23 protein-coding genes and 2 pseudogenes are annotated in these 21,103 nt (G+C 71.4%); 13 read left to right on the forward strand and 12 right to left on the reverse strand.

Going from position 1 to position 21,103, the window contains the following annotated elements:
• Positions 1-137 precede the first annotated feature (137 nt).
• Positions 138-782 carry a dihydrofolate reductase family protein gene (locus ACZ4YL_RS11290; RefSeq protein WP_468115574.1) on the reverse strand — a complete coding sequence of 215 codons (645 nt, stop codon included), beginning with the start codon at positions 780-782 and terminating at the stop codon, positions 138-140.
• Between the two features lie 172 nt (positions 783-954).
• Here ACZ4YL_RS11290 and ACZ4YL_RS11295 point away from each other — a divergent pair, with 172 nt between their 5' ends.
• The gene (locus tag ACZ4YL_RS11295; protein WP_468115576.1) at positions 955-1,524 is read left to right on the forward strand and encodes a TetR/AcrR family transcriptional regulator; all 570 of its coding nucleotides are present in this window, start codon (positions 955-957) and stop codon (positions 1,522-1,524) included.
• A gap of 77 nt (positions 1,525-1,601) precedes the next feature.
• Positions 1,602-2,780, forward strand: a complete 1,179-nt coding sequence (locus ACZ4YL_RS11300) for a GDSL-type esterase/lipase family protein (protein WP_468115578.1) — start codon at positions 1,602-1,604, stop codon at positions 2,778-2,780.
• A 150-nt stretch (positions 2,781-2,930) separates the two neighbouring features.
• Here ACZ4YL_RS11300 and ACZ4YL_RS11305 read toward each other — a convergent pair whose 3' ends face one another.
• The 3 genes from ACZ4YL_RS11305 to ACZ4YL_RS11315 form a co-directional block, all read right to left on the reverse strand.
• Positions 2,931-3,836, reverse strand: a complete 906-nt coding sequence (locus ACZ4YL_RS11305; RefSeq protein ID WP_468115580.1) for an NADP-dependent oxidoreductase — start codon at positions 3,834-3,836, stop codon at positions 2,931-2,933.
• A 138-nt stretch (positions 3,837-3,974) separates the two neighbouring features.
• On the reverse strand, positions 3,975-4,292 hold the full coding sequence (locus ACZ4YL_RS11310; protein ID WP_468115582.1) for a hypothetical protein: 318 nt from the start codon (positions 4,290-4,292) through the stop codon (positions 3,975-3,977).
• On the reverse strand, positions 4,289-4,969 hold the full coding sequence (locus ACZ4YL_RS11315) for a hypothetical protein (protein WP_468115584.1): 681 nt from the start codon (positions 4,967-4,969) through the stop codon (positions 4,289-4,291). The genes ACZ4YL_RS11310 and ACZ4YL_RS11315 overlap by 4 nt, the downstream gene beginning before the upstream one ends.
• On the opposite strand from ACZ4YL_RS11315, the gene ACZ4YL_RS11320 reads away from it, so the two are divergent.
• Positions 4,928-5,446: a DUF1152 domain-containing protein gene (locus ACZ4YL_RS11320; protein ID WP_468115586.1), complete on the forward strand. Its 519-nt coding sequence runs from the start codon at positions 4,928-4,930 to the stop codon at positions 5,444-5,446. The two genes, ACZ4YL_RS11315 and ACZ4YL_RS11320, sit on opposite strands and share 42 nt — an antisense overlap.
• Before the next feature lie 294 nt (positions 5,447-5,740).
• Positions 5,741-6,202 carry a hypothetical protein gene (locus ACZ4YL_RS11325; RefSeq protein WP_468115588.1) on the forward strand — a complete coding sequence of 154 codons (462 nt, stop codon included), beginning with the start codon at positions 5,741-5,743 and terminating at the stop codon, positions 6,200-6,202.
• A 72-nt stretch (positions 6,203-6,274) separates the two neighbouring features.
• Here ACZ4YL_RS11325 and ACZ4YL_RS11330 read toward each other — a convergent pair whose 3' ends face one another.
• The 3 genes from ACZ4YL_RS11330 to ACZ4YL_RS11340 form a co-directional block, all read right to left on the reverse strand.
• Positions 6,275-9,199, reverse strand: coding sequence for an AfsR/SARP family transcriptional regulator (locus ACZ4YL_RS11330; RefSeq protein WP_468115590.1), 2,925 nt, complete (start codon positions 9,197-9,199; stop codon positions 6,275-6,277).
• Between the two features lie 224 nt (positions 9,200-9,423).
• Positions 9,424-9,831 carry a peptidoglycan-binding domain-containing protein gene (locus ACZ4YL_RS11335; RefSeq protein ID WP_468115592.1) on the reverse strand — a complete coding sequence of 136 codons (408 nt, stop codon included), beginning with the start codon at positions 9,829-9,831 and terminating at the stop codon, positions 9,424-9,426.
• 9 nt (positions 9,832-9,840) lie between these two features.
• Entirely contained in the window at positions 9,841-10,203 is a 363-nt protein-coding gene (locus ACZ4YL_RS11340; RefSeq protein ID WP_468115594.1) for a peptidoglycan-binding protein, read from the reverse strand.
• Between the two features lie 372 nt (positions 10,204-10,575).
• Here ACZ4YL_RS11340 and ACZ4YL_RS11345 point away from each other — a divergent pair, with 372 nt between their 5' ends.
• Together ACZ4YL_RS11345 and ACZ4YL_RS11350 are read left to right on the forward strand one after the other, a co-directional pair.
• Entirely contained in the window at positions 10,576-10,953 is a 378-nt protein-coding gene (locus ACZ4YL_RS11345) for a hypothetical protein (RefSeq protein WP_468115596.1), read from the forward strand.
• A 44-nt stretch (positions 10,954-10,997) separates the two neighbouring features.
• Positions 10,998-11,564: a YceI family protein gene (locus ACZ4YL_RS11350; RefSeq protein WP_468115598.1), complete on the forward strand. Its 567-nt coding sequence runs from the start codon at positions 10,998-11,000 to the stop codon at positions 11,562-11,564.
• 29 nt (positions 11,565-11,593) lie between these two features.
• Here ACZ4YL_RS11350 and ACZ4YL_RS11355 read toward each other — a convergent pair.
• Together ACZ4YL_RS11355 and ACZ4YL_RS11360 are read right to left on the reverse strand one after the other, a co-directional pair.
• Positions 11,594-12,148: pseudogene (locus ACZ4YL_RS11355) on the reverse strand (cytochrome P450); the annotation flags it as partial.
• Between the two features lie 196 nt (positions 12,149-12,344).
• The gene (locus tag ACZ4YL_RS11360) at positions 12,345-12,935 is read right to left on the reverse strand and encodes a hypothetical protein (protein ID WP_468115652.1); all 591 of its coding nucleotides are present in this window, start codon (positions 12,933-12,935) and stop codon (positions 12,345-12,347) included.
• Positions 12,936-13,230: 295 nt separating this feature from the next.
• Here ACZ4YL_RS11360 and ACZ4YL_RS11365 point away from each other — a divergent pair, with 295 nt between their 5' ends.
• The 4 genes and pseudogenes from ACZ4YL_RS11365 to ACZ4YL_RS11380 all read left to right on the forward strand — a co-directional run.
• Entirely contained in the window at positions 13,231-13,857 is a 627-nt protein-coding gene (locus tag ACZ4YL_RS11365) for a TetR/AcrR family transcriptional regulator (protein WP_468115600.1), read from the forward strand.
• 106 nt (positions 13,858-13,963) lie between these two features.
• Entirely contained in the window at positions 13,964-14,929 is a 966-nt protein-coding gene (locus tag ACZ4YL_RS11370) for a hypothetical protein (RefSeq protein WP_468115602.1), read from the forward strand.
• A gap of 153 nt (positions 14,930-15,082) precedes the next feature.
• Positions 15,083-15,553 carry a hypothetical protein gene (locus ACZ4YL_RS11375; RefSeq protein ID WP_468115604.1) on the forward strand — a complete coding sequence of 157 codons (471 nt, stop codon included), beginning with the start codon at positions 15,083-15,085 and terminating at the stop codon, positions 15,551-15,553.
• Between the two features lie 111 nt (positions 15,554-15,664).
• Positions 15,665-16,548: pseudogene (locus ACZ4YL_RS11380) on the forward strand (RNA polymerase subunit sigma-70); the annotation flags it as partial.
• Between the two features lie 149 nt (positions 16,549-16,697).
• On the opposite strand, the gene ACZ4YL_RS11385 reads toward ACZ4YL_RS11380, so the two are convergent.
• Positions 16,698-17,966: a DUF2716 domain-containing protein gene (locus ACZ4YL_RS11385; RefSeq protein ID WP_468115606.1), complete on the reverse strand. Its 1,269-nt coding sequence runs from the start codon at positions 17,964-17,966 to the stop codon at positions 16,698-16,700.
• A gap of 222 nt (positions 17,967-18,188) precedes the next feature.
• On the opposite strand from ACZ4YL_RS11385, the gene ACZ4YL_RS11390 reads away from it, so the two are divergent.
• Together ACZ4YL_RS11390 and ACZ4YL_RS11395 are read left to right on the forward strand one after the other, a co-directional pair.
• Positions 18,189-18,440, forward strand: coding sequence for a hypothetical protein (locus ACZ4YL_RS11390; RefSeq protein WP_468115608.1), 252 nt, complete (start codon positions 18,189-18,191; stop codon positions 18,438-18,440).
• 55 nt (positions 18,441-18,495) lie between these two features.
• A complete protein-coding gene (locus ACZ4YL_RS11395; RefSeq protein WP_468115610.1) occupies positions 18,496-18,702 on the forward strand; it encodes a hypothetical protein in 207 nt (68 codons plus the stop codon).
• 212 nt (positions 18,703-18,914) lie between these two features.
• Here ACZ4YL_RS11395 and ACZ4YL_RS11400 read toward each other — a convergent pair whose 3' ends face one another.
• Entirely contained in the window at positions 18,915-19,370 is a 456-nt protein-coding gene (locus ACZ4YL_RS11400) for a MarR family winged helix-turn-helix transcriptional regulator (RefSeq protein WP_468115646.1), read from the reverse strand.
• A 186-nt stretch (positions 19,371-19,556) separates the two neighbouring features.
• On the opposite strand from ACZ4YL_RS11400, the gene ACZ4YL_RS11405 reads away from it, so the two are divergent.
• Positions 19,557-20,687: an NADH:flavin oxidoreductase gene (locus ACZ4YL_RS11405; RefSeq protein WP_468115612.1), complete on the forward strand. Its 1,131-nt coding sequence runs from the start codon at positions 19,557-19,559 to the stop codon at positions 20,685-20,687.
• A gap of 263 nt (positions 20,688-20,950) precedes the next feature.
• On the opposite strand, the gene ACZ4YL_RS11410 is transcribed toward ACZ4YL_RS11405, so the two are convergent.
• Positions 20,951-21,103: hypothetical protein (locus tag ACZ4YL_RS11410; protein WP_468115648.1), on the reverse strand; the 153-nt coding region annotated here is incomplete at its 5' end.

Genomic DNA, 21,103 nt, shown 5'->3' on the forward strand with positions numbered 1-21,103 from the left:
GTCCCTTCCGGCATGCATCGCCGCCCGGATCTCGGCCCCCGGAACCAGCGTATGCCGGGCCTGCGGCACCGTCCCGCCGAGCGGGGCACCTACGGCGTACGGCGCAGGGGCTTCCCCCGGCAGCCCGGCGGGCGGCTTCAGCCCCCGCTTCCGGCACCACGGTCGGGTGCGCTCATGTCCCCCGTCGCGGGAATGCCGTCGGCGAGCCCGTAGCGCAGGTACACGGTGCCCTTCGGGCCGGCTGCCGGGGGTGCGAGGAGGGTGAGGTTGGAGGGCACCGCGCCGCCATCGAACACCTTCTTCCCGACGCCGAGCACGATCGGGTGCAGCCAGAGGTCGAGGCGGTCGAAGAGCTTTTCGCGCAGGAGGGTCTGTACGAGGTTCAGGCTGCCGACGACCTTCACGTGCTCGTGGCGGTCGCGGATCTCGCGGACCGCGCCGGCCAGGTCCGGGCCGAGCTGCGTGGACCCGGCCCACGAGAGATCGGGCCTGCCGCGGGAGGCCACGTACTTCGGGACGCGGTTGAAGAGCGTGGCGAACTCGTTGTCCTCGCCACCCTCCTGGTGCGGCCAGTACGCGGCGAAGATGTCGTAGGTCCGCCGGCCGAGCAGGAGGGCGTCCGTGCCCTCGTACGCGGCACCGACCTGCGCCCCGGCGACCTCGTCCAGCAGGGGCGCCTGCCAGCCGCCGAACGGGAACCCCACCGGGTCCTCGTCGGGGCCGCCGGGCGCCTGCCCGACGAGGTCGAGGGTCGCGAACAGCTCGATGTGGATGAGGCCCATGGCGCACTCCCGATGAGTCGGTTGTCTCCGTTGTCTCCGTCAAGAGATAGACCGGCCGGCGCCCTCGGACTCATCGCCGCGCTGCAACCGGATTCGCCCGACACCAGCACTTGCCTATAGCCTTTAGGTAAATACATAATGGCTATAGTCAGATCGAGGGAAGGTGGAGGTCATGGTGAGGGTGGGGCTGACCCCGGAGCGGCTGACCCTGGCGGGGGCGGAACTGGCCGACGAGGCCGGATTCGAGCAGGTGACCCTCTCGGCGCTCGCCCGGCGGTTCGACGTCAAGGTCGCGAGTCTGTACTCGCACGTGAAGAACTCCCACGAGCTCAGGACCAGGATCGCCCTGCTCGCGCTGGAGGAACTCGCCGACCTGGTCGCCTCCGCCGTGGCCGGGCGTGCGGGCAAGGACGCCCTGATCGCCTTCGCGAACGCCTACCGCGACTACGCCCGGGCGCATCCCGGCCGCTACGACGCCGCGCGGCTCAGGCTCGACCCGCAGACGGCTGCGGCGAGCGCAGGGGTGCGGCACGCGCAGATGACGCGGGCGATCCTGCGCGGCTACGACCTGACGGAGCCGGACCAGACGCACGCGGTCCGCATGCTGGGCAGCGTCTTCCACGGCTACGTCAGCCTGGAGGCGGCCGGAGGCTTCAGCCACACGGCCGTCGACTCGCAGGAATCCTGGGCCTGGACCCTGGAATCCCTCGACGCCATGCTGCGGCACCGGAACACCCCCTGACCGGCGGCGCACCGCGCGCGCCGACCCGACCCGACCCACACCCCGTACACCCGGATCAGCAGGCTGAGGCAAAGGCAATGAGCACCGAACAGGGCTGGATCACCACACCCGTCACCGCGGACATGCTGCGCGGGCACCTCGACGTGGAGAGGACCGCTCACGGTCTGCTGCCGCACCGGCTGCCGGCCTGGGCGCGGCAGCAGATCCCCGACGACCGACTGGCCGTGGCCGAGGCCCAGCCCTCCGGCGTACGGCTGGCGTTCCGCACCCGGGCCACGGTCGTCGAACTCGACACGCTGCCCACCAAGCGGGTCTACCAGGGCTTCCCGCCCCCGGCGGACGGCGTGTACGACCTGCTCGTCGACGGCCGTCTCACCGCGCAGGCCACAGTGGCCGGCGGCAACGTCCGTACGGTCACCGACCTGGTCGGCCAGACCTCGGAGCTGACCGAAGGGCCTGCGGGCACCGCCCGGTTCACCGGTCTCCCGGCCGGTGACAAGGACATCGAGATCTGGCTTCCGCACACGGAGATCACCGAGCTGATCGCCCTGCGCACCGAAACCCCCGTCGAACCGGCACGCAGCAGCGGGCGCAGGGTGTGGCTGCACCACGGCAGTTCCATCAGCCACGGCTCGAACGCCGTCCACCCGAGCGCCATCTGGCCCGCCCTGGCCGCCGCCCGGGGCGGAGTGGACCTGGTCAACCTGGGGTTCGGGGGCAGCGCGCTGCTGGACCCGTTCACCGCGCGTGCGATGCGGGACACCCCCGCGGACCTGATCAGCCTCAAGATCGGCATCAATGTCGTCAACGGCGACACGATGCGCCTGCGCGCCTTCACCCCCGCCGTCCACGGCTTCCTGGACACCATCCGCGAGGGCCATCCGACGACACCGCTGCTGGTGGTCTCCCCCATCCTCTGCCCGGTCCAGGAAGACACCCCCGGCCCTCTCGCGCCGGACTTCGACGGCGGGACCCTGCGGTTCAAGGCCACGGGCGATCCGGCCGAACGCGCTGCCGGGCGACTCACCCTCACCATCATCCGCGACGCACTCGCCGCGATCGTGGAACAGCGGGCGGCCGACGACCCGAACCTCCACCACCTCGACGGACGCGACCTGTACGGCGAGAGCGACCACGCCGAATTCCCGCTGCCGGACGCGATCCACCCCGGCCCCGAAGGACACCACCGCATCGCCGAGAACTTCGCGCGGCTGGCGTTCGCGGGCAACGGCCCCTTCACCACCAGGACCGGCTGAGCCCCCACGGGACGAGGCGGAACCGCCAGCCGGGCGTGCGCCCGGGCACGGACTCCGGTGGGGCGGATCACCAGCGCATGCGGACGTCCTCGGCCCATCCCGGCAGCCGGTCCACCACGATCCGCTCGGGACGGGTGAGCGGCGGACGGCTCAGGGCAGCAGGACGGCCTTGCCGCGGTTGCGGTGGGCTTCCAGGTCGGTGTGGGCCTGGGCGGCCTCCGCCAGCGGGTAGGTGCGCCAGACCGGCACCGAGACCTTCCCCTCGGCGGCCAGCCGTACCAGCTCCGGCAGGGAGTCCCCGGTCCGGTCGGCGCTTCCGGCGCTGAAGAGCACACCGTGCTGCGCCGCCGACATGTCGGCGATGGTGACGACACGGGTGCTGTCACCGGTCAGCGCGACCGATTCGGCCAGCACGCCCGCGCCGGAGGTGTCGAAGACGAAGTCCACCCCCTGGGGAGCGGCGGCCCGCACCCGCTCCGGCCAGCCGTCGCCGTAGCGGACCACCGCGGCTCCCAGCGCCCTCACCCGTGCGAGGTCGCGCTCGCCGGCCGTTCCCACGACCGTGATGCCCCGGGCGACGGCCAACTGCGCCGCGACCGTGCCGACACTGCCGGCGGCGCCGTGGACGAGCAGGGTCTGCCCAGTCGGCACGCCCAGCTGCTCCAGGACACGGAACGCGGTCTGACCGACCGTGACCAGGGAGGCCGCGGCCTCCCAGGACAGGGCCCCGGGCTTGGCCACCGGCCTGTCGAGCAGCGCGTACTCGCTGTAGCTGCCGCCGACGGCGACGCCGAGGACCTCGTCTCCCACGGCCGCATCGGCTCCCCCACCCACGGCATCGACCACGCCGGCCGCGTCCAGACCGAGGACCACCGGAAACGGGGCCGGGACGGCGCCGGCCATCAGACCGGAGCGGAGCTTCATGTCGAACGGGTTCACGGAGGCGGCCCGCACCCGGATCCGGACCTGGCCCGGACCGGGCTCCGGCGGGGTGACGTCGGACAGGCGCAGCACCTCGGGCGCGCCGTACTCGGAGAAGGTGATCGCTCTGGACATCAGGAACTCCCGGATGGAAGGCGTGCGTACGGGCGCGGCCGCCGCCTCGTGACTCGGCCGGTGAGGACAGGTGCCCGCCCTCGGCTCACCCACAGCATTCCGTGCTTCTCCGCGAGCACCGGTGCGCCGCGCGGAACATCAGGACGGTGGGTCGACCAGGGCGTACAGGCCGGACACCCCGGCCCCGCGGCGGCGCTTGGCCTCGATGGCCTTCATGCCCGCGTGGAGGGCGGTCGTGCCGTGGGCGTAGGCGTCCTCGATGGACAGGTAGTACATGAGGTTGAAGTACAGGTGGGGCGCCGGGTGGTGGCGGTCGAGGGCGATCGCGCGGATCCACGTCGTGGTCCCGTAGCGGTAGGAGAGGCAGAAGCCGATCATCCGGGGTCCGTCGTAGGCGGCCACCACACGCGCTTCGCTGCCCATCGCCATGGCCTGCCGTTTCAGCAGACCGGTCATCGCGTCGAGGCCGTCCCGGTCGTGACCGGGTCCTGCTGGTGTCCGGCGAGCAGGACTGCGGCGTCCTCCCAGCAGTCCGCGAGTACCTGACGGCGTACGTCGAGGCCGGTGGCCGCAGCGAAGTCGCGGCGTTCACGGCGGATGCCGGCGCGGCGCTGTGAGGGCAGGGAGGAGATGTAGTCGTCGATGCCGGTGCCGGGGAGCGGGATGAGGGCGTCGTCCTCCAGGTGCAGGGTGGGGTCCGGGTAGAGGGGGGCGAGCCGGGTGGCGGCCTCGGTGGTGAGGTAGGGCCACCAGTGGGTCGTGCCGTGGTGGCCTGCGAAGCGGCGTACGGCGTCCCGGAGGTGGGTGAGGCAGGCGTCTCGCCGGCCGGGGCCGAGGCCGGGGGCGGTGAGCGGGGTGTTGTGGTAGCCGCGCCGGGCGCCGGCGATCACGCGGGGCCGCAGGTGCGGGGGCAGTACGGTCTCGGGCTGGTAGCTGTCGTTCGGTTCGTCCCGCACCAGGTAGAGGGGGGTGGCGGCGAGCAGCGTGCCTCCGGGGTCCCGGACGAGCGCGTACGCGCAGGTGGCGGTGGGGTCCTCCTCTTCGCCGGCGAGCCACTGGTGGGAGAGGTAGAGGCCGGCCGACCGGGCGAGGTGCTCCCATTCGGGGACGCCCTCACCCTCGCCGCCTGCCACCTCACCGGCATCCCCGCCACCGTCCACGTCGCGGGCCCCGGCCTCGACGGAGAGATCGGTGAACAGCCCCTCCTCGAACGCCTCGCCGGAAGCCGCCCCCTCACCCCCGGCCGGAACGCGGCAGCGGCGGCCGCCCGCGCACTGGCCTGGCACCCTTCCGAGGCATCCGCGCTGTGGGCCGCCGCCGTCCTCGGCGCCCGCGGCACGGTCCGCACCGTGAACAGCCTCATCCGCCTCACGGATGTCTCCCCGCGGCTGTACCCCCTGCCGCTCCAGGAGACCATCGGCCACAACCCCGTCGCCCGGGCCCTCGTCGACGAACGGCCGGCCACCCTGGGCGCCGCCGCCGGCCTCTCCCACCGGATCACCGGCATTCCCGGACTGGAGAGCGAGCGCACCCGAACGCCCCGGCAGGCCCCGCCCGCAGGGGGGATCGCCCTCCTCGACCGGGACGAGGCCATGAGGAACCCTTCGTGAAGCGGCCGACGGAGCCGACCACATCACCCTCCGCCACGCCGCCCGCTCCCTCGGCCTCGCCTGGACGGACATCCCCGTCCTCCGGGCCCTCCTCGCCACGGACACCCTCCTCCTCCCGCTCGCCTCCGGCCCCGCACGGCGGCCCCGTTGGCAGCGCGTTGGGCACGTGTTGGGTGCCGCGTGCACTCTTCCCACGTCGACCGAGGGGCCCCAGGCACCGCGCCCCTGACCGTCGGCACAGGCCCGGTACGGGCCTGCCCGCTCAGCACTCGACGAACAGGGGACGGACGGATCATGAGGAACAAGCGCAGTCGGATACTCACCCGGGCTCTGCCGGTCGCGGCCATGGCCCTCGCCACGCTGATGACCACGGGCAATCCGGCCTCGGCCGCCGGGCTGGGGTGCAGCGGCTACAGCTGTGACGGCTGGGACCCGGGCCCGGTCAGCTGGGACTCCGGTCCGGACACCGACGCGACGGCGACCGTCCGCGGCTTCGCCACCGTGGAACTGCGCTCCGGCAAGAAGGACGGCAGATGGTACGGCTGGGCCAGGACGGCCACGACGTACTACAAGTACGGGGTGTGGATCGACCGGTCCACGGACGGCGGCAGGACGTGGGACGGCATGCGCGGTTACGAGCACCGTGACGGGGGCGATGTGTACACGTCCATGCAGTACTGGCCGGACGGCACGTGGCTGCGCGCCTGCGTGAACGTCGAGGGCACCGAGCTGAAGTGCACCGGCTGGGTCAGCTGACGTACTCGCGGCACTTCGGGCGCCGTCCCGGAGCACGTGCTCCGGGACGGCGCCCGAAGGCGCGGGTGGGTACTACGCCAGCGCGGCCAGGCCCGCGCGGCTCGGCTCGACGTGCTGCGTCATGCCGTGGCGCAGCCCCAGGTCCAGGCACTGCTCCCAGCAGGCCCGCGCGGCGTCCCACTCGCCGAACTGGTGGTGCGTCCGAGCCATGAAGGCGAGGCAGTCGGCCGTACCGCCGAGGTCGTTCATCCGCCGCCGGATGGCCAGCGCCTCCGTCTGCGCCTTCAACGCCGCCTCACGACGCCCGAGTTTCCGGTGGATGTCGCCGAGCTTCGTCAGGCTGGTGGCCAGGAAGACCCCGTGCCGCTGCTCGCGAAGTGCCTCGATGACCTTCTGGTGGTACGCCGCCGCCAGGTCGTGTTCGCCCCGCATCTCCTGGGCGTCCGCGATCCGGCCCAGGGCCAGCGCCTCGCTGGCGGCGTTGCCGACCTTCCGGTACAGCTCGTACGACCGCTCGGCGTGGGCGAGCCCCCGCTCGGCGTCCTCGATCTGGACGTACAGGCTCGACACGTTGCCCAGGATCGAGGCCTGCGCCAGTTCGTCGCCGGCGTCGGTGAAGAATCCGAGCGACGCGTTCAGGTGCTTCAGGCACTGCTCGTTGCGGTTCGCCATCCCGTGGGCCACGGCGATCCTGCGGTGGAGCCAGGCACGACCGAGCCTGTCGTCGTGCGCCATCGCGATGTCCATGGCCTGTCGCAGGCAGGCGTCCCACTCGCCGGTCCACCAGTGCGTGGTCGCGTACCCGAACAGTCCGACGGCCAGACGCCAGGCGATGTCGGAGCGTCCGAGCGCCCCGGCCCGGGTGATGGCCTCACGGATCGCCGGCAGTTCCCGCCTGGTCCACACCAAGGCGTCCGCCTCCTCCGCGAACGCCGGCAGTGCCGGGTCCTGGGGGCCGTCGAGCGGCGGCGGGGACTGCGTCTCGTGGCTGGCCACGGCACAGGCCGTGGCGACGGCCCGTGCGTACCAGGTGAGCAGCCTCAGGGTGGCGCTCTCCTGCTCCGGAGCGGTGACTTCTTCCGCCGCCCGCTGCGCCGCGTACTCGCCGAGGAGGTCGTGGAGCGCGTACGCGTCGGGCTCGGGGCTGTGTACGAGGTTCGCGTCGACCAGCAGTTCCAGGGCGGCGGCCGCGTCGTGCTCCGTCGTGCCCAGCAGGGCGGCCGCCGACCGGGTGGTCACGGCGTGGGGCTGCCACAGACCCAGCAGCCGGAAGGCGCGGGCCGCCTCTCGCTCCAGGTCGTTGCCGCTCGCGCGCATCGCCAGGTAGCTCATGTCGAAGGTGTGCCGCACGGCGACCGAGCCCATGGCCAGGGCCTGGAGGCGGCCCCGGTGCGGGGTGAGGCGCTCGGCCAGCAGCGCCAACGGCCATGACGGCCGGGAGGCGAGTCTGCCACCGACGATCCGCAGGGCCAGCGGGAGGCCGCCGCAGGCGGTCAGGATGTCGGCCAGGGCGGCCGGCTCGTCCGTGATCCGGTCGGCTCCGCAGAGCCTGGACAGCAGGGTCAGCTGCTCGTCGGGGCCGAGCGGCCGCAGGGGCACCATCCTGACCCCGGGCACCTCTGCCAGCAGGTGGCGGCTCGTGATCAGGGCCGCGCCGGGGCCGTCGGGCGGCAGGAGGGGGCCGACCTGGGTCGCGTCCCGCGCGTTGTCCAGGACCAGCAGGATGCGGCGGCCTTCGACCGCGGCCCGGAACAGGGTGGCCAGGTCGTCCGTGTCATCGGGCAGTACGGCGGGGCGCACCCCGAGGTCGGCCAGGAACCGGGCGAGCAGGTCGTGGGCGCAGCGCGCGCCCCCGCTGCTGAACCCGCGCAGGTCCGCGTACAGCGTGCCGTCGGGGAACTCGTCACGCACCAGGCGCGCCACGTGGACGGCGAGGGCGGTCTTGCCGATGCCGCCCATGCCCGAGATGACGACGGGCCGCAGCGGCGCCGCCGTCCGGTGACCATCGCTGCCGCTGGCGTCGTCGTCGCCGTCCGGGAGCGTCACCGGTCGGCGCAGCAGCCCTGAGACCGCCGCCGTCTCGGCTTCCCGGCCGGTGAACTCAGGTACAGAGGGCGGAAGTTGAGACGGCGGCGGGGCCGCGGCCGCACCCTCCGGCCGCGACCGGAGCCCTCGCCCCGGCCCTGGTCCCGGTCCCGGTCCGTGCGAGGGTCTACGGGCGGGCGGAGCCGGGTCCTGTTCCTGTTCATTTTCCTGGTCGAGCAGTTCCTGGTACGCCTGGTGGACGGCGGCACCGGGTTCCGTACCGAGTTCGTCGACCAGCGACCGTCGCAGCGCGTGAAAGACCTCGAACGCGTCGGCCTGGCGTCCACTGCGGTGCAGGGCGAGCATGAGCTGGCGGTGGAGTGACTCGCGCAGCGGGTTCTCGGCGGCCAGGACGGCGAGTTCGGTGCTGATCTCGCGGTGGCGCCCGAGGTGGAGATCGGCGTCGAAGGCCCACTCGCGGACCTGGAGGCGCGTCTCGGCGAGCTGGTGGACGCGCAGGGACGGGGCCCGGTGCTCGGAGAACGGGGACAGATCGGCGAGGGGCTCCCCGCGCCACAGGGCCAGCGCCGCCTCGCTCTCCGCGCGGACCGTTCGCCAGTCCCCCGCGTGATGCGCGAGCCCTGCGGCGCGCGCCCGGGCCTCGAACACCTCGACGTCCAGTTCGCCGTCCCGTACGCGGAGTTGATAGCCCGGTGCCACGGTGAGCAGGCGGTTGTCCCCGGCGGCGGAGAGGATCCTGCGCAGCCGGGTCGCATGGTTCGCGAAGGACGCCTCGACGCTGGACGGGAGCCGCTCGCCCCACATGGCTTCCTTGAGGGCGTCCTTGGGCACCACGCGGTCGGCCTGGAGAAGCAGGGCTGCCAGCAGGACGCGGACCTTGAGCCCTGCGACCGGTGCCAGCGCCGTACCGTCGTGCACCACCAGCGGTCCAAGCAGCCCGAACCTCAACATCGCGCTCCCCCAAGCGTCCACGGTCGGCATCCGCGTGTCGGAAGTACCGGCTGGGGCAGATCGTAAGCCGCTCGGCGTTCGCGGGATCCATGGATTTCGGCGTGGCGCCGCGCGGATGCGGGCGGTCTCCCCTCCGCCCGCACCCGCGTCACCGGTCACGGCGGCCACGGCGACAACTGTCGGGCTCAGAATCCGAGTTGGCCCTGCCGGGACAGGACGCCGGTCTAGTACGTGGTCGGCAGGTAGGTGTGGCAGTAGCCGTTGCCCGCCCCGCCGCCGCTGTAGTAGGGGTCTCCCTCGAACATCAGCATGTCGCCGGTCTTCGGGCCCACGATGCCGTCGGCCTTCAGGCTGCCGCCCGTGCCGTTCTGGACGTCCACGACGGCCTGGCGGGTCTTCGGCCCCCAGACGCCGTCCTCGGCGACCTTGGCGACACCCCAGTAACGGCCGCGGTCGATCGCATAGTTGATCATGCGCTGCACGCACCACACGGCGTGCGTGTTGTTCGTGTAGCCGTTGCCGATGTACGGGGCAGTGGTCGAGGCGCTCGCGCTGCCGCCGGTCATCACGCCGGTGAGCACGGCGGCGGCCGCCGCCGCGACGGCGATCCGGGAGGTGAGCTTCTTGGACATGGGTGTCTCCTAGTAGCCGGCGGGGGTGGGGATGTACGCGTAGCAGTAGCCGCTACGGCCCTGGTACGGGTCGCGGGCGTCATTGGTCAGCAGCGCGTAGCCGGTCTGCGGGCCCACGACACCGTCCGGCTTCACGCTGAACGCCTGCTGGAACTGCTGCAGGGCCTGCTTGGTCTGAGGCCCCCAGATGCCGTCCTTGTCGATCCGCGGGGAACCCGGGCCCCAGCTCTCGTACCAGTTGTTGATGATCTCCTGGACGCACCACACGCCGCTGGTGTTGTTCCGGTAACCGTCGCCGATGTACGAGGCGCTGGTGGAGGCGTTCGCGGTGCCGCCCATCACGGTGGCGGCCAGTGCGGTCGCCGCCGCCACGAGAGCGCTCCGGCGAGCAAAAGTCCTCGGCATGAGATTCCTTCCGGGTTGCGGTCGGTCACGGGGCGTCCACCGCCGTCCCAGGCGTTCGGACCCCTCGCCGTGCATCGTGTCCGGCTCCCACAACGGGCCACCAACACGGCTCCGACCGCCGTGTTGGACACCGGGGGCAAACTGCTCGAGGAGGTCCTGGTGTCGGCGTGCACGGTCGTGCAGAGTCTTTCGCCGGACGGGAATGCCCGACCCCCGTTTGACATGCTTCGAGGGGGTGGCAGGGTGGTACGTGGGGTACATGTTGGGAGGTTCCGCATGCTATCCGTTTCGGCACGGTGTTCCGCTGCGCGGCAACTTCCGCTGCGGCTGACGACCGGCGTGTTCTTCTTGAACTCCGGGATCTCGAAGCTCGGTGCGGACGAGGCCACCGCCGAGAGGCTGCAGCAGTTCGCCGCCATGACCTACCCGTTCCTGGAGAAGCAGGACGCCCGGAAGTTCGCCAGGCTGCTCTCCGTCGGGGAGCTCGCCATTGCCGCCGCGCTGCTCGTACCGGTCGTCCCCGCCGCTGTCGCCGGGGCCGCGCTGACCGCGTTCTCCGTCGGCACCCTCGGGCTCTACCTGCGTACGCCGGGGATGCGGGAGGAAGGCAGCCTGCGCCCGACCGAGCAGGGAATCACCCTGGCCAAGGACCTCTGGCTGCTGGGCATCGGCGTCGCCCTCGTGGCCGACGGCGTGACCGAACACGAACACCGGTGAAGCACGAACACCGGTGAAGAGGCCCGTCAGGGGTGCATATGGTGATGACCACATGGCTCTTCGAACCCGGCCACACCGCGGCGGAGTTCCGGGCCAGGCACATGATGGTCACCTACGTGCGCGGACAGCTCAAGAACGTGCACGGCTCGCTGGTGGTCGATCCCGACCGGCCGGAGGAGGCCCGCGTCGAGGCCACGATCGACGCGACCCAGGTGTACACCGGTCAGCCCCAGCGCGACGCCCACCTCCGCAGTGCCGATTTCTTCGACGTCGAGCACCACCCGACGTGGACGTTCTCCGGGTCGCGCGTTCACCAGGTGAGCGGAACCGAGTTCGAGGTCACCGGGGATCTCACGGTGCGCGGCGTGACGCGCCCCGTGACCTTCGACGTCACCTACCTGGGACAGTGGGACACCCCTTGGTGGGAGGAGGGGCGGGACATGGGGCCGCGGCGACGCGCCGGATTCGTCGCCACGGCGCGCATCGACCGACACGAGTTCGGGGTGAGCTGGAACGATGTGGTCGACCGCGGCGGAGTGGTCGTCAGCCCCATGGTCGACGTCACGGTCGACGTCGAGGCCGTCCTCCGGCCCGGCGGCACGGCCACCTGAGCGTGTGGGGGTGCGCCGGTTCCCTCAGGTCAGGGGCGGATGCCGTCGCAGGCGATCGGCAGGTGACGGGGGCCGCGGAGCACCGCGTTCTGGCGGTACGGGGGCGGGTCCTCCAGCAGCCGCGGGTTCTCCAGTCTGCGGGCCAGCTCGCTGAGGGCCAGCTGGGCCTCCATGCGCGCCAGCGGGGCGCCGAAGCAGCTGTGGATGCCGCTGCCGAGGCCGAGGTGCTGGATGTCCCCGCGGTCGGGGTCGAAGCGGTCCGGGTGCTCGAACCGCTTCGGGTCGCGGTTCCCGGAGGCCAGGATCAGCGAAACCGTGGCCCCCTTGGGGATGTTCACCCCGGCCACCTCGATGTCGTCGAGCGTGCTGCGCCGCGGCAGGAGCTGCACGGGCGGTTCGTACCGCAGCAGTTCCTCGACGATCGGTACGGACAGCTGCGGGTCCTCGCGCAGCCGCTGGAGGACGTCCGGGTGGCGCAGGAGGGTCAGCATGCCGTTCGTGATCAGGTTGACCGTGGTCTCGTGGCCCGCGATCAGCAGCAGCGCCGCGGTGCTGATGGCCTCCAGCGTGCTCATGGACCCGTCCGCCTCCTCGGTGGCGGCCGCCGGCCTAGAACGACCCGGGAAGACCCGCGACTGCGCCGAGCAGTGCCGGTTCCGCGCCGCGCGACCTGCCCGGGACCGGCTTCGCGGGCGCCCCCGCAGGCTCCGTGGCCGCCTGCACGTAGGTCGTGCAGGCGGCCACGGAACACCGTCGTTCCAGGGCGCCGCCGTACCACGGTCAGGCCTCGGGAGACTTCTCCGGCGAGTCCTCGGGCGCGTCCTCGTGGGGCTTCGTCTCCGGCTCCTCGTGCGGACCCTGACCGTGTTCCTCGGCCGGGCGGTGGCCGGGCTTGTGGTGCCCGCCGAACTCGGCCGGGACCACCCTGAAGGGGATGGACTGCCACAGCTGGGAGCCGTGCCCGGCGAGCTCCAGGTGGTACTCGCCCCGGAGGTGGTGACGGCCGCGCCGCTCGGGGACCGTGACCGTGCCGGAGACCTCTCCGTCGGCGTTCGCGAGGAGAATGGCGAGGGTGACGATGCGCCTGCCGGCGCGCGGGTCGCCGTTCCCGTCGGATCCCTCCACGGTGCGGGTTTCATCGGCCCGGCCTTCCGGGATCAGCCGTACGTACACCTCCTCGTTCGGCCAGTAACGGCTCGCGGACACGGTGAAGGTCTCACCGTGCGCCACGGTGCTGCGGTCGACGGTGACGGTGGAGAAGGGGGCCGGGTTGCCCGCGGCCGGCGGCGCTGCCGACGCTACGGCCGGGCCCGCGCTCAGTACGGCGGCTCCGGCCGCCAGCGCGACGAGCCATCGCGGGTTTCTGGGCATGGTGGGGTGGTCTCCTTCGGAAGCGGAGGGCACGCCGGACTGTTCTTCGAACACCGGCCCGCGATTCGTAGACACGTACATGTCGAACCAAACAGGCGCCACTCGGCTCCCCGGGACGGTCGCGGTCTGCCACCCGTACAGTCGGCACCCGCGAGGCACTCCCGCGCGGACCCTCCGGCTCCGCCCGCGCCGACACGGCCACCCGCCGTCTCGTTTGCGACAATGGCACTCAGCGAGGTGGGGAGGGGGCGCCGTGAATCAGCCGGCTCGACGGCCACGGACCGAGGAGCGCGCCTTGGACGGTCGCGCCGCTGACGGCCGTGCCGAGCGCGGCCGCCAGTCCCGGGTGAAGATCGCCGAGGCCGTACTGTCCCTGCTCGACGACGGGGAATCCAGCTTCCCCGCCGAGCGGGTGGCCGAGCGCGCGGGCGTGTCCCGGCGCCTGGTGTTCCACCACTTCGCCGACATGTCCGAGCTGGTGGAGACGGCCATCACCCGCCGGCTGGAGCAGCTGATCGAGCAGATCAGGCCGCTTCCGACCTCCGGTCCGCGCGACACCCGGGTAGCGGCCCTGACGGAACAGCGGGCCCGGATCCTGGAGTGGATCACACCGGCCCAGCTGACCCTGATGCGCCTGCAAGCCCCGGGGGGCCGCGTTGCCGAGGTCACCCGAGAGGTGCTGGACCTCGCCCGGGCGCGACTGGCCGAGATCTTCGCGGAGGAACTCGAACGTCTGCCCGCCACACGCGGGACCGAACTCCTCTACGGGCTGGACGCGGTGACGACCTGGGGCGCCTGGTACCACTGGCGCAGCAGCGGCCTGAGCGCCGAAGCGGCGGCCAGCACCATGGAGACGGCCGTACACGCCCTGCTCGCCACCACCGACCGGCCCGGCTCCGGCGACCAGGCCGCTTCCTTCTGATCGTCTTGCCGACCGGATGGCTGATGCGGCGAGGTAGGCGGTGGCAGTCTTGCCGTGGCGGGCTTGGGCGGTCGTCGGCTCTGACTGCCGTGACACCATCCCTGTCGTGGTTGATCGTATGGATGACGTGGACTGGTCCGGGCTGTTCCATGCCCTCGGGCCCGCCTCCGATACGCCGCGGCATCTGGCAGCGCTCCTCGGCGACGATGCGAAGGCTTTCGTCGACGGGTACTCCCACCTCTGGTCGACGACGCTTCGCCACGAAGGCAAGGCCTGGCCCTCCACGGCGCCCACCGCGCTGCTTGTCGCCGAACTCCTGGACGATCCGTTGCTGGGGCCCGACGACCCCTCACTGCCGGACGCGATGCTCGCCTACCTGCATGCGGTCGGCGTCGCCGCCGACCTCGGCGCCCGGGCTGCGGAGATCCGCGCTCGGGCCGAGAACCGTGAACCGGAACTGCAGGCCTGGACCGCCTCCTACCTGTCGGCCGATGTCGATGCCCGGACCCGGATGTGGCAGGACGGCACGGGGCTGGGCGAACTTGTCCTCGATCAGGCGGCACTCGCCTGTTTCGACCTGGTTCCCTCGCTTCTGCGGCGGGCGCTGCCACACCTCGCGTCGGAACGTGGCCGGCGCAGGACCGGTGCCGCCGCAGCCGTCGGGGCACTGGCCCGGCATCCCTCGGCCTTCTCCCAACGTCCGGCCCTGCTGAAGCAGTTGACGTCGACGGCCGGGACCGCCGATTCCTCGCACGACCTGGGAACGATTCTGATCGCCATCGGCCAACTCGGCGGCGACACGCGCCCCTGGCTGACCGACCCGCACGCGGGCGTCCGGGGCTGCGCAGCCCTGGCGCCCGGCCTCGCCGGCGACGACGCAGCGGGCCGGGTGCTGCTGGAACTGGCCCAGGATCCGCCCGCGTTCGGCGAGTCCTTCGACGACATGGCTCCACCGCTGCAGCTCCAGGGCAAGCCGCACGAAGACCTGCTCACGTACGCGCTGCTCCGGCGGGCCGACGACGCCGAAGCGCGGTCGGGATCCCGACCGACCAGTACCGACACCGGGTCCTGACCCAATTCCTCCTCGACGGCCACCACAAACAGGTTTCCGGGGAAGTCGAGTGTCGTGAGTCGGATCCGCCGGCCCTGTCCGGGCGATCACTGAACGTGCCTTTGGTCGCCCGGTCTTGCCATCATGGCCCGAACGAGGCCAAGGTTCGCTGTCATGATCACTCAGATAGTGACGCTCATCGGCGTCCTCGTCGGTGCCCTGACCTCGTTCCTGGCGACGACCATGGCTGAGCGCACCCGGCACCAACGGTCCATGGCGACACGCTGGGACGAGCGCAAACTCGACACCTACATCCAGTACGCCGCGTGCGTGAAGGAAATTTCAAGCACGGCCAAACGAGCCCGGCAGGCGGCAGAAGGAACGGATGACCGGCGGGAGTATCTCGCCGCGATGGAGACGGCCGAGCTGAGGAGGTCTGTGCTGTTCGAGACCCTCGTCCTCCTGGCGTCGCCGGCAGCGATCGAGGCCGCCCACGAAGTCAACCTCGCCCTGTGGCAGGAGGAAATCGCGACCAGAAACGACGGTGCCACCCCCGTGGCAGGGGATGTGATAGCCCTGATGAACCGCTATCACGAACAGGCCCGGGTCGATCTTGGCGTTCCTCGCAGCGCCTGGCGGGACTAGCACGGTATGTCCGCGAACTGGTCCGTTCGTGGTGCGACGTCATGAACTCACCGATCAGGCCTGGGCGGTGATCGAGCCGCTGGTGGCCCCGCTCAACGGGATCCTGTGGAAGAGGACGCGGTACAGGAGACGCTGGTCCGGGCGTGGCGGAGCATGGACCGCTTCGAGGGGCGGTCTGCGCTGAGGACCTGGTTGTACCGCATCGCCACCAACGTCTGCCTGGACGCCGTCGCCTCGGGCAAGCGGCGGGCGCTGCCGATGGATCTGTCCGGCCCGAGCGAGGGCAGCTTGCCGCCGGCACCACCGGAGGCTACCGCCCTGTGGGTGGAGCCCTGCCCCGGCGGCGATCCGGAGGCTGCCGCGACGTCGGGCGAGTCCGTGCGACTGGCGTTCGTCGCCACGCTACAGCATCTGCCGCCCAGGCAGCGGGCCACGCTGATCCTGCGGGACGTCTTGGGCTTCTCGGCTCGCGAGGTCGCCGACCTGCACGGTTCCACCATGGCCTCGGCCAACAGTGCCCTGCAGCGGGCCCGCGCCACACTGGCCGACCGCCGCCAGGCAACGGACGTGCCGGACTCCCGGCCGTGCGACGACAAGGTCCGTCAGCTGCTGGCCGAGCGATACGCCACGGCCTTCTCCCGTTACGACATGGAGGAGCTGAGCATGCTCCTCCATGTCGACGCCACGCTGTGTCTGCCCCCGTACGCGAAATGGATGCGCGGTGTATCCGACATCCAGGCGTGGCTCACCGGCCCCGCGATCGGCTGCCGCGGCTCGCGTCTGGTCCCGACCGCGGCGAACGGCTCCCCCGCCTTCGGCCAGTACCGACCTCACCCGGACGGCAACGGCTACCTTCCCTGGCATTGCAGGTCGCCGAGTTCTCCGGCCACCGGATCACCGGCATCACGGCCTTCCGCGACACCGAACACCCGTTCCCTCTCTTCGGCCTGCCAGAGCGCCTGGACGAGGACTCTCGAACAGACCCTCACACCTGACAGGAATCACCTTCCAGCCGCCGGCCCTCGCTGCTGCCGGCGTTCTCGCAGCGCCAGGCAGCTCGCTCAGTCACAGCAATGTGACCGAGCGTAGCATCTGCTGCGGTACACGTGTTCGAGGAGAGCAAGGGCGTAGACCTGCTTCGTACTCAGTCGCGGCGCCTGACCGATTCACCGAGCAGGTCGGTCAGCTCCGCCTCGACGGCTGGCAGGAGCGATGTTCCCCAGACGGTCAGCGTCTGCTCCCAGGGATGCCCGAAGGTGCCCAGCCGCAGGTCATGGGTGACGTGGAGGTAGTAGTCGCCGTTGGGGTAGGTGCCGTAGCCCGGGACAGGGGGACGACCGGGTACGCCGACGCGGCGGGGGTCATAGCGGTAGCCGTCGTGCTGCCAGTCCAGCCAGTGCACGAACTCCCCGGGCTCGGTGGCGGCGAGCAGTCCACGCCGGACGATCACATCGAGCTCCCCGGGGAGGTCAGGGACGAGCCGATGGTGGGAGTGCAGGTTCCAGACGGCCGAGGGGGACGGCTCTGTGATCGCGGGCCGGTAGGTGACGCTCGGCTTGAAGTCGAAGTCCGCGTAGAAGCGGTCCCACAGCGGCCAGTCGTCGTGGAGCCAGTCGAGGAACTGCGCGGGCCGGCTGGTCTCGGGGGTGCCCGGCGGGCTCCAATGGTAGGAGCGCACGGTGGTGGCCTCGGTGAATCCGTTCTCAAGGAGCCGCTCGCGCAAGGGGCCGTCGGCCTCGGCGAGGACAGGCCTCCCCGGCCAGGTCCGCCGGCGCCAGCTATCGGTGCAGGCCTTGACGAAGTTCGCGTCGTCGCTGCTCAGGCCCCCGATGAGGGTGAATGGGTGGGACGTGTCGGGGTGTGCCCAGGCGACCGCGACGACGAGGCCGTCCTCCAACAGGACGTCGGCGAAGACATCGCCGTCTTCCGAGGCGCCGTCCGCGACCATCTCGATGTACGGCGTCCCATGCGGGCCGGGGGCGCCGACGGCGATCTCCCGGGCCCGATCAGCTTGGCTCCGCACCGCGTACAGGCTATGGACTCCGTCCTGGGGTTCCTTCTGCGATGCGGAGACGGGCCCCGTCTCGGGCAAGACGCCGGCGATCAGCACGGAACGGTCCCACCCTGCGGTGAAGCCTGCCGCGGTCAGCGCCGGTCCTAGCTCCTTGGAGTCGTGCCCGTACACCTTCCACTCCACCGGCTCGCCTCGCTCCGCGAAGGCCTCCTGCTGCCGCCTCACCAGCGCAACAAGGTCGGTCCCGGGCGCGATGGGGGCGTGCTCGGCAGTGCCGTGCGTCCCGTAGTGCCGACGCACGACCGGCCCGTCAGCCGCGACCACCACGCCAACCGGATGCCACGCGGGAACGCGCCCCCGCAGCCTGTTCCACTCCGCCCACCGCTCGCCCGTATCCATGATCGGGATCCTAGGCGCGCCTGAAGGCGCCCCGGCCATGGGTTTTACAAGCCCCCGGAAGCCGGAAGAGAACCTGATCCGCATGCTCCCCCGCAGGCCAACAAACACGCTCAGGGGCCAACTAACGTGCTCAAAGGCCATCTATCGCGCTCAGTCACAGCAACACCCGGCGACCCGGCGGGGCGCTCGCGCAGATATTCGAACACGTGTTGCAATAGAAGAGTGAGGCCACCATTCCGTTTCCCCGATGACCTGCTCGCCCTCCAAAGGACGTGGCAGCAGACCTACGCCGAGCTCGCACAGGCCCCCGCCGGGGTCGGTACGACCGTGCTGCGACGCCGGCTGATCGCCCTCTCCGGGAACCTGTGCACCCACCCCTACTGGGCGGGATCCGCCCGCTGGCGGGCCGGCGGTGTCGAACTGCGGGCCTCATGTGGAGCCCCCATGCTGAGTAGGAGGGCGCCCTCGTCCTGAAACTCGTCCCTCCCGAAGGCCGAACGGCGGAGGCGCCTGCGAGGAGGAGGAAGTCATGCGAATGCGAAGAATCCTGGGCCTCGCCCTGGCCGCGGCGACCCTCGCCGGCATGAGCGCCGTCGGCGCCGTCAGCGCTGAAGCCGCCTCGTCTCCGAACATCACCAGAGACGAGTGCACGGCTGCGGGCGGACAGATCACGGGACAGCCCTACGCCGGCTACGTCTGCGCACTGCCTGACGGGACCAAGCAGCCGATCACGTGATCGGTATCCCGGTGCCGGCGGTGCACGGTGAGGCAACCGGTCCGGCCGGTGCGCTCGATGCGGCGCGGTCACGCCGTCCGGCACGATCGCGCCAAGTGCGAGTCCGGCGGCGTTGAACAGCACGGCGGTCGGCGAGCGCGCGGCCGCACGACCCGCGCAGGGTGCGGCCGCTCACCCTCGGGAAGAAGGCCGGCGCGGGCCATCTGCACGGTTCATGCGGGACCGGCGGGTGGCATGCAGCGCGGGGCGCCTTCCTCCGCGCGCGGCCAGTAGCGTCCTTCGAGAGCCTCTGCGCTGCGGTTGAGCCGGACCAGGACGTCCGCCAGCTCCCCTACTTCCTCAGGGGACCAGTCGGCGACGACCCGGGCCAGGCAGGACCGGTTGATCTCACGGTCTTCGGCGAGCCGGCGCCCGCCCTCAACGGTGATGCACAGCTTGCGGGCCATACCTCCGTCCGGGTCCGCGACGCGTTCGGCCAGTCCGCAGCGCAGCAGCGCGGCCGTCTGGCGGTTCACGGTCGAGGTGTCGAGCCCGAAGGCCTCCGCCAACTGCCCAATGGACATGGGGCCTTGTGTGTCGATCCGGCTGAGCAGCAGGTAGGCCGACCGCTCCAGGCGTTCGGGGTCGCGCTCGCGCCGGGCCAGCACCTGGTGCCGCGAGAGCAGCATCAGCTCCCGCTCGAGTTTCTCCAGCACTGCGCCTCCTGCTCCTTCCGGCGCTCCATTATCGCGGACCTGTGGACCCAGGGACCGGCAGACCCCTGCACCGCAGCCATATGCATGATACATAGCATGTGTATTATGCACTTCTCGTTGTCACCCCGACGAGCCACAGCCTCAACCCGGAGGACCCGCATGACCGTCACCACGTCCACCGCCTCCCGCGCGGCCGAGCTCCTGTCCCGGCCCCTCAAGCTGAACGGCCTGACCGTCCCCAACCGCATCGCGATGGCGCCGATGACGCGAATGTTCTCCCCCGGCGGCGTGCCCGGCGAGGACGTGCAGGCGTACTACGCCAGCCGGGCCGCCGCGGGTGTGGGCCTGATCGTCACCGAGGGCACCTACGTCGGTCACGACTCCGCCGGGCAGAGCGACCGGGTGCCGCGGTTCCACGGCGAGGACCAGCTGGCGGGGTGGGCGAAGGTCGCCGCGGCCGTGCACGAGGCCGGCGGCACGATCGTGCCTCAGCTGTGGCACATAGGCATGGTGCGCAAGCAGGGCGAGGCACCGTACGCCGACGCTCCCGCCGTCGGCCCCTCCGGCATCCGCGTCGACGGTACCGAGGGGACCGGCAAGGCGATGACCCGCACCGACCTCGACGACGTCATCGGCGCGTTCGCCGACGCCGCCGCGGAGGCCGAGCGGATCGGCTTCGACGGCGTCGAACTGCACGGCGCCCACGGCTACCTCCTCGACCAGTTCCTGTGGGAGCGGACCAACCGCCGCACCGATGCCTACGGCGGCAACGCGGTGGCCCGTACGAAGTTCGCCGCGGAGATCGTGGCCGCGGTCCGCGAGCGCGTCGCGGCCGACTTCCCCGTGATCTTCCGCTACTCGCAGTGGAAGCAGGAGGCCTACGACGCACGGCTCGCGCAGACCCCGGAGGAGCTGGAGGCGATCCTGGCCCCTCTGGCGACGGCGGGCGTCGACGCGTTCCACGCCTCCACCCGGCGCTACTGGCTCCCGGAGTTCGAGGGCTCGGACCTGAACCTGGCGGGCTGGACCAAGAAGCTCACCGGCCGGCCGGCCATCACCGTCGGCTCGGTCGGCCTCGACGGCGACTTCATCCGGGCCTTCGCCGGCGAGGGCGCGGCGCTCGGCGACATCGACAACCTCCTGGACCGCATGGAACGCGACGAGTTCGACATGGTCGCCGTCGGCCGGGCGCTGCTCCAGGACCCGCAGTGGGCGGCAAAGGTCCTCGGCAACCGCTTCGAGGAGCTGAAGCCGTACGACGCGGCGGCGCTCAGGTCGCTCAGCCGGTAGCCCGAAGCCGGTAACCGGTATCCGGTAATCGGTAGCCGTCCCGACACGCGGTCCGAGAGCGCCCCGTGACATCGGTCCGCCGAGGTCACGGGGCGTTCGCGCCCACGCCGGTTCCACCGGCCAGGTGTTCACCGACTACGACGACGGGCCGGTCCTGGGCCCGACGTCCACGGGGATGCCGCGGCCGTTGTCCCGGGCCTCCACGGAGACTTCCTGTTCGAGGACCAGGTCCCCGCCTTCGGGAGCACGCCGCCGGCGTCGGCTCAGATGTCGAGGAAACGGACGTCCTTGGCGTTGCGCTGGATGAAGGAGCGCCGCGCCTCGACGTCCTCACCCATCAGCACCGAGAACAGGTCGTCGGCCTGCGCCGCGTCGTCCAGCGTGACCTGGCCGAGGACACGGTGGTCCACGTCCAT

The sequence above is a fragment of the Streptomyces sp. NPDC030021 genome, assembly GCF_055574035.1.

Coding starts and splice junctions, on each gene's coding strand:
- ACZ4YL_RS11350 (WP_468115598.1), top strand. CDS start 10,998: ATGACCACATGGCTCTTCGAACCCGGCCACACCGCGGCGGAGTTCCGG.
- ACZ4YL_RS11290 (WP_468115574.1), bottom strand. CDS start 782: ATGGGCCTCATCCACATCGAGCTGTTCGCGACCCTCGACCTCGTCGGG.
- ACZ4YL_RS11400 (WP_468115646.1), bottom strand. CDS start 19,370: ATGCTGCTCTCGCGGCACCAGGTGCTGGCCCGGCGCGAGCGCGACCCC.
- ACZ4YL_RS11310 (WP_468115582.1), bottom strand. CDS start 4,292: ATGACCGGTCTGCTGAAACGGCAGGCCATGGCGATGGGCAGCGAAGCG.
- ACZ4YL_RS11385 (WP_468115606.1), bottom strand. CDS start 17,966: ATGGATACGGGCGAGCGGTGGGCGGAGTGGAACAGGCTGCGGGGGCGC.
- ACZ4YL_RS11395 (WP_468115610.1), top strand. CDS start 18,496: ATGCGAATGCGAAGAATCCTGGGCCTCGCCCTGGCCGCGGCGACCCTC.
- ACZ4YL_RS11375 (WP_468115604.1), top strand. CDS start 15,083: ATGATCACTCAGATAGTGACGCTCATCGGCGTCCTCGTCGGTGCCCTG.
- ACZ4YL_RS11295 (WP_468115576.1), top strand. CDS start 955: ATGGTGAGGGTGGGGCTGACCCCGGAGCGGCTGACCCTGGCGGGGGCG.
- ACZ4YL_RS11305 (WP_468115580.1), bottom strand. CDS start 3,836: ATGTCCAGAGCGATCACCTTCTCCGAGTACGGCGCGCCCGAGGTGCTG.
- ACZ4YL_RS11405 (WP_468115612.1), top strand. CDS start 19,557: ATGACCGTCACCACGTCCACCGCCTCCCGCGCGGCCGAGCTCCTGTCC.
- ACZ4YL_RS11325 (WP_468115588.1), top strand. CDS start 5,741: ATGAGGAACAAGCGCAGTCGGATACTCACCCGGGCTCTGCCGGTCGCG.
- ACZ4YL_RS11300 (WP_468115578.1), top strand. CDS start 1,602: ATGAGCACCGAACAGGGCTGGATCACCACACCCGTCACCGCGGACATG.
- ACZ4YL_RS11360 (WP_468115652.1), bottom strand. CDS start 12,935: ATGCCCAGAAACCCGCGATGGCTCGTCGCGCTGGCGGCCGGAGCCGCC.
- ACZ4YL_RS11335 (WP_468115592.1), bottom strand. CDS start 9,831: ATGTCCAAGAAGCTCACCTCCCGGATCGCCGTCGCGGCGGCGGCCGCC.
- ACZ4YL_RS11330 (WP_468115590.1), bottom strand. CDS start 9,199: ATGTTGAGGTTCGGGCTGCTTGGACCGCTGGTGGTGCACGACGGTACG.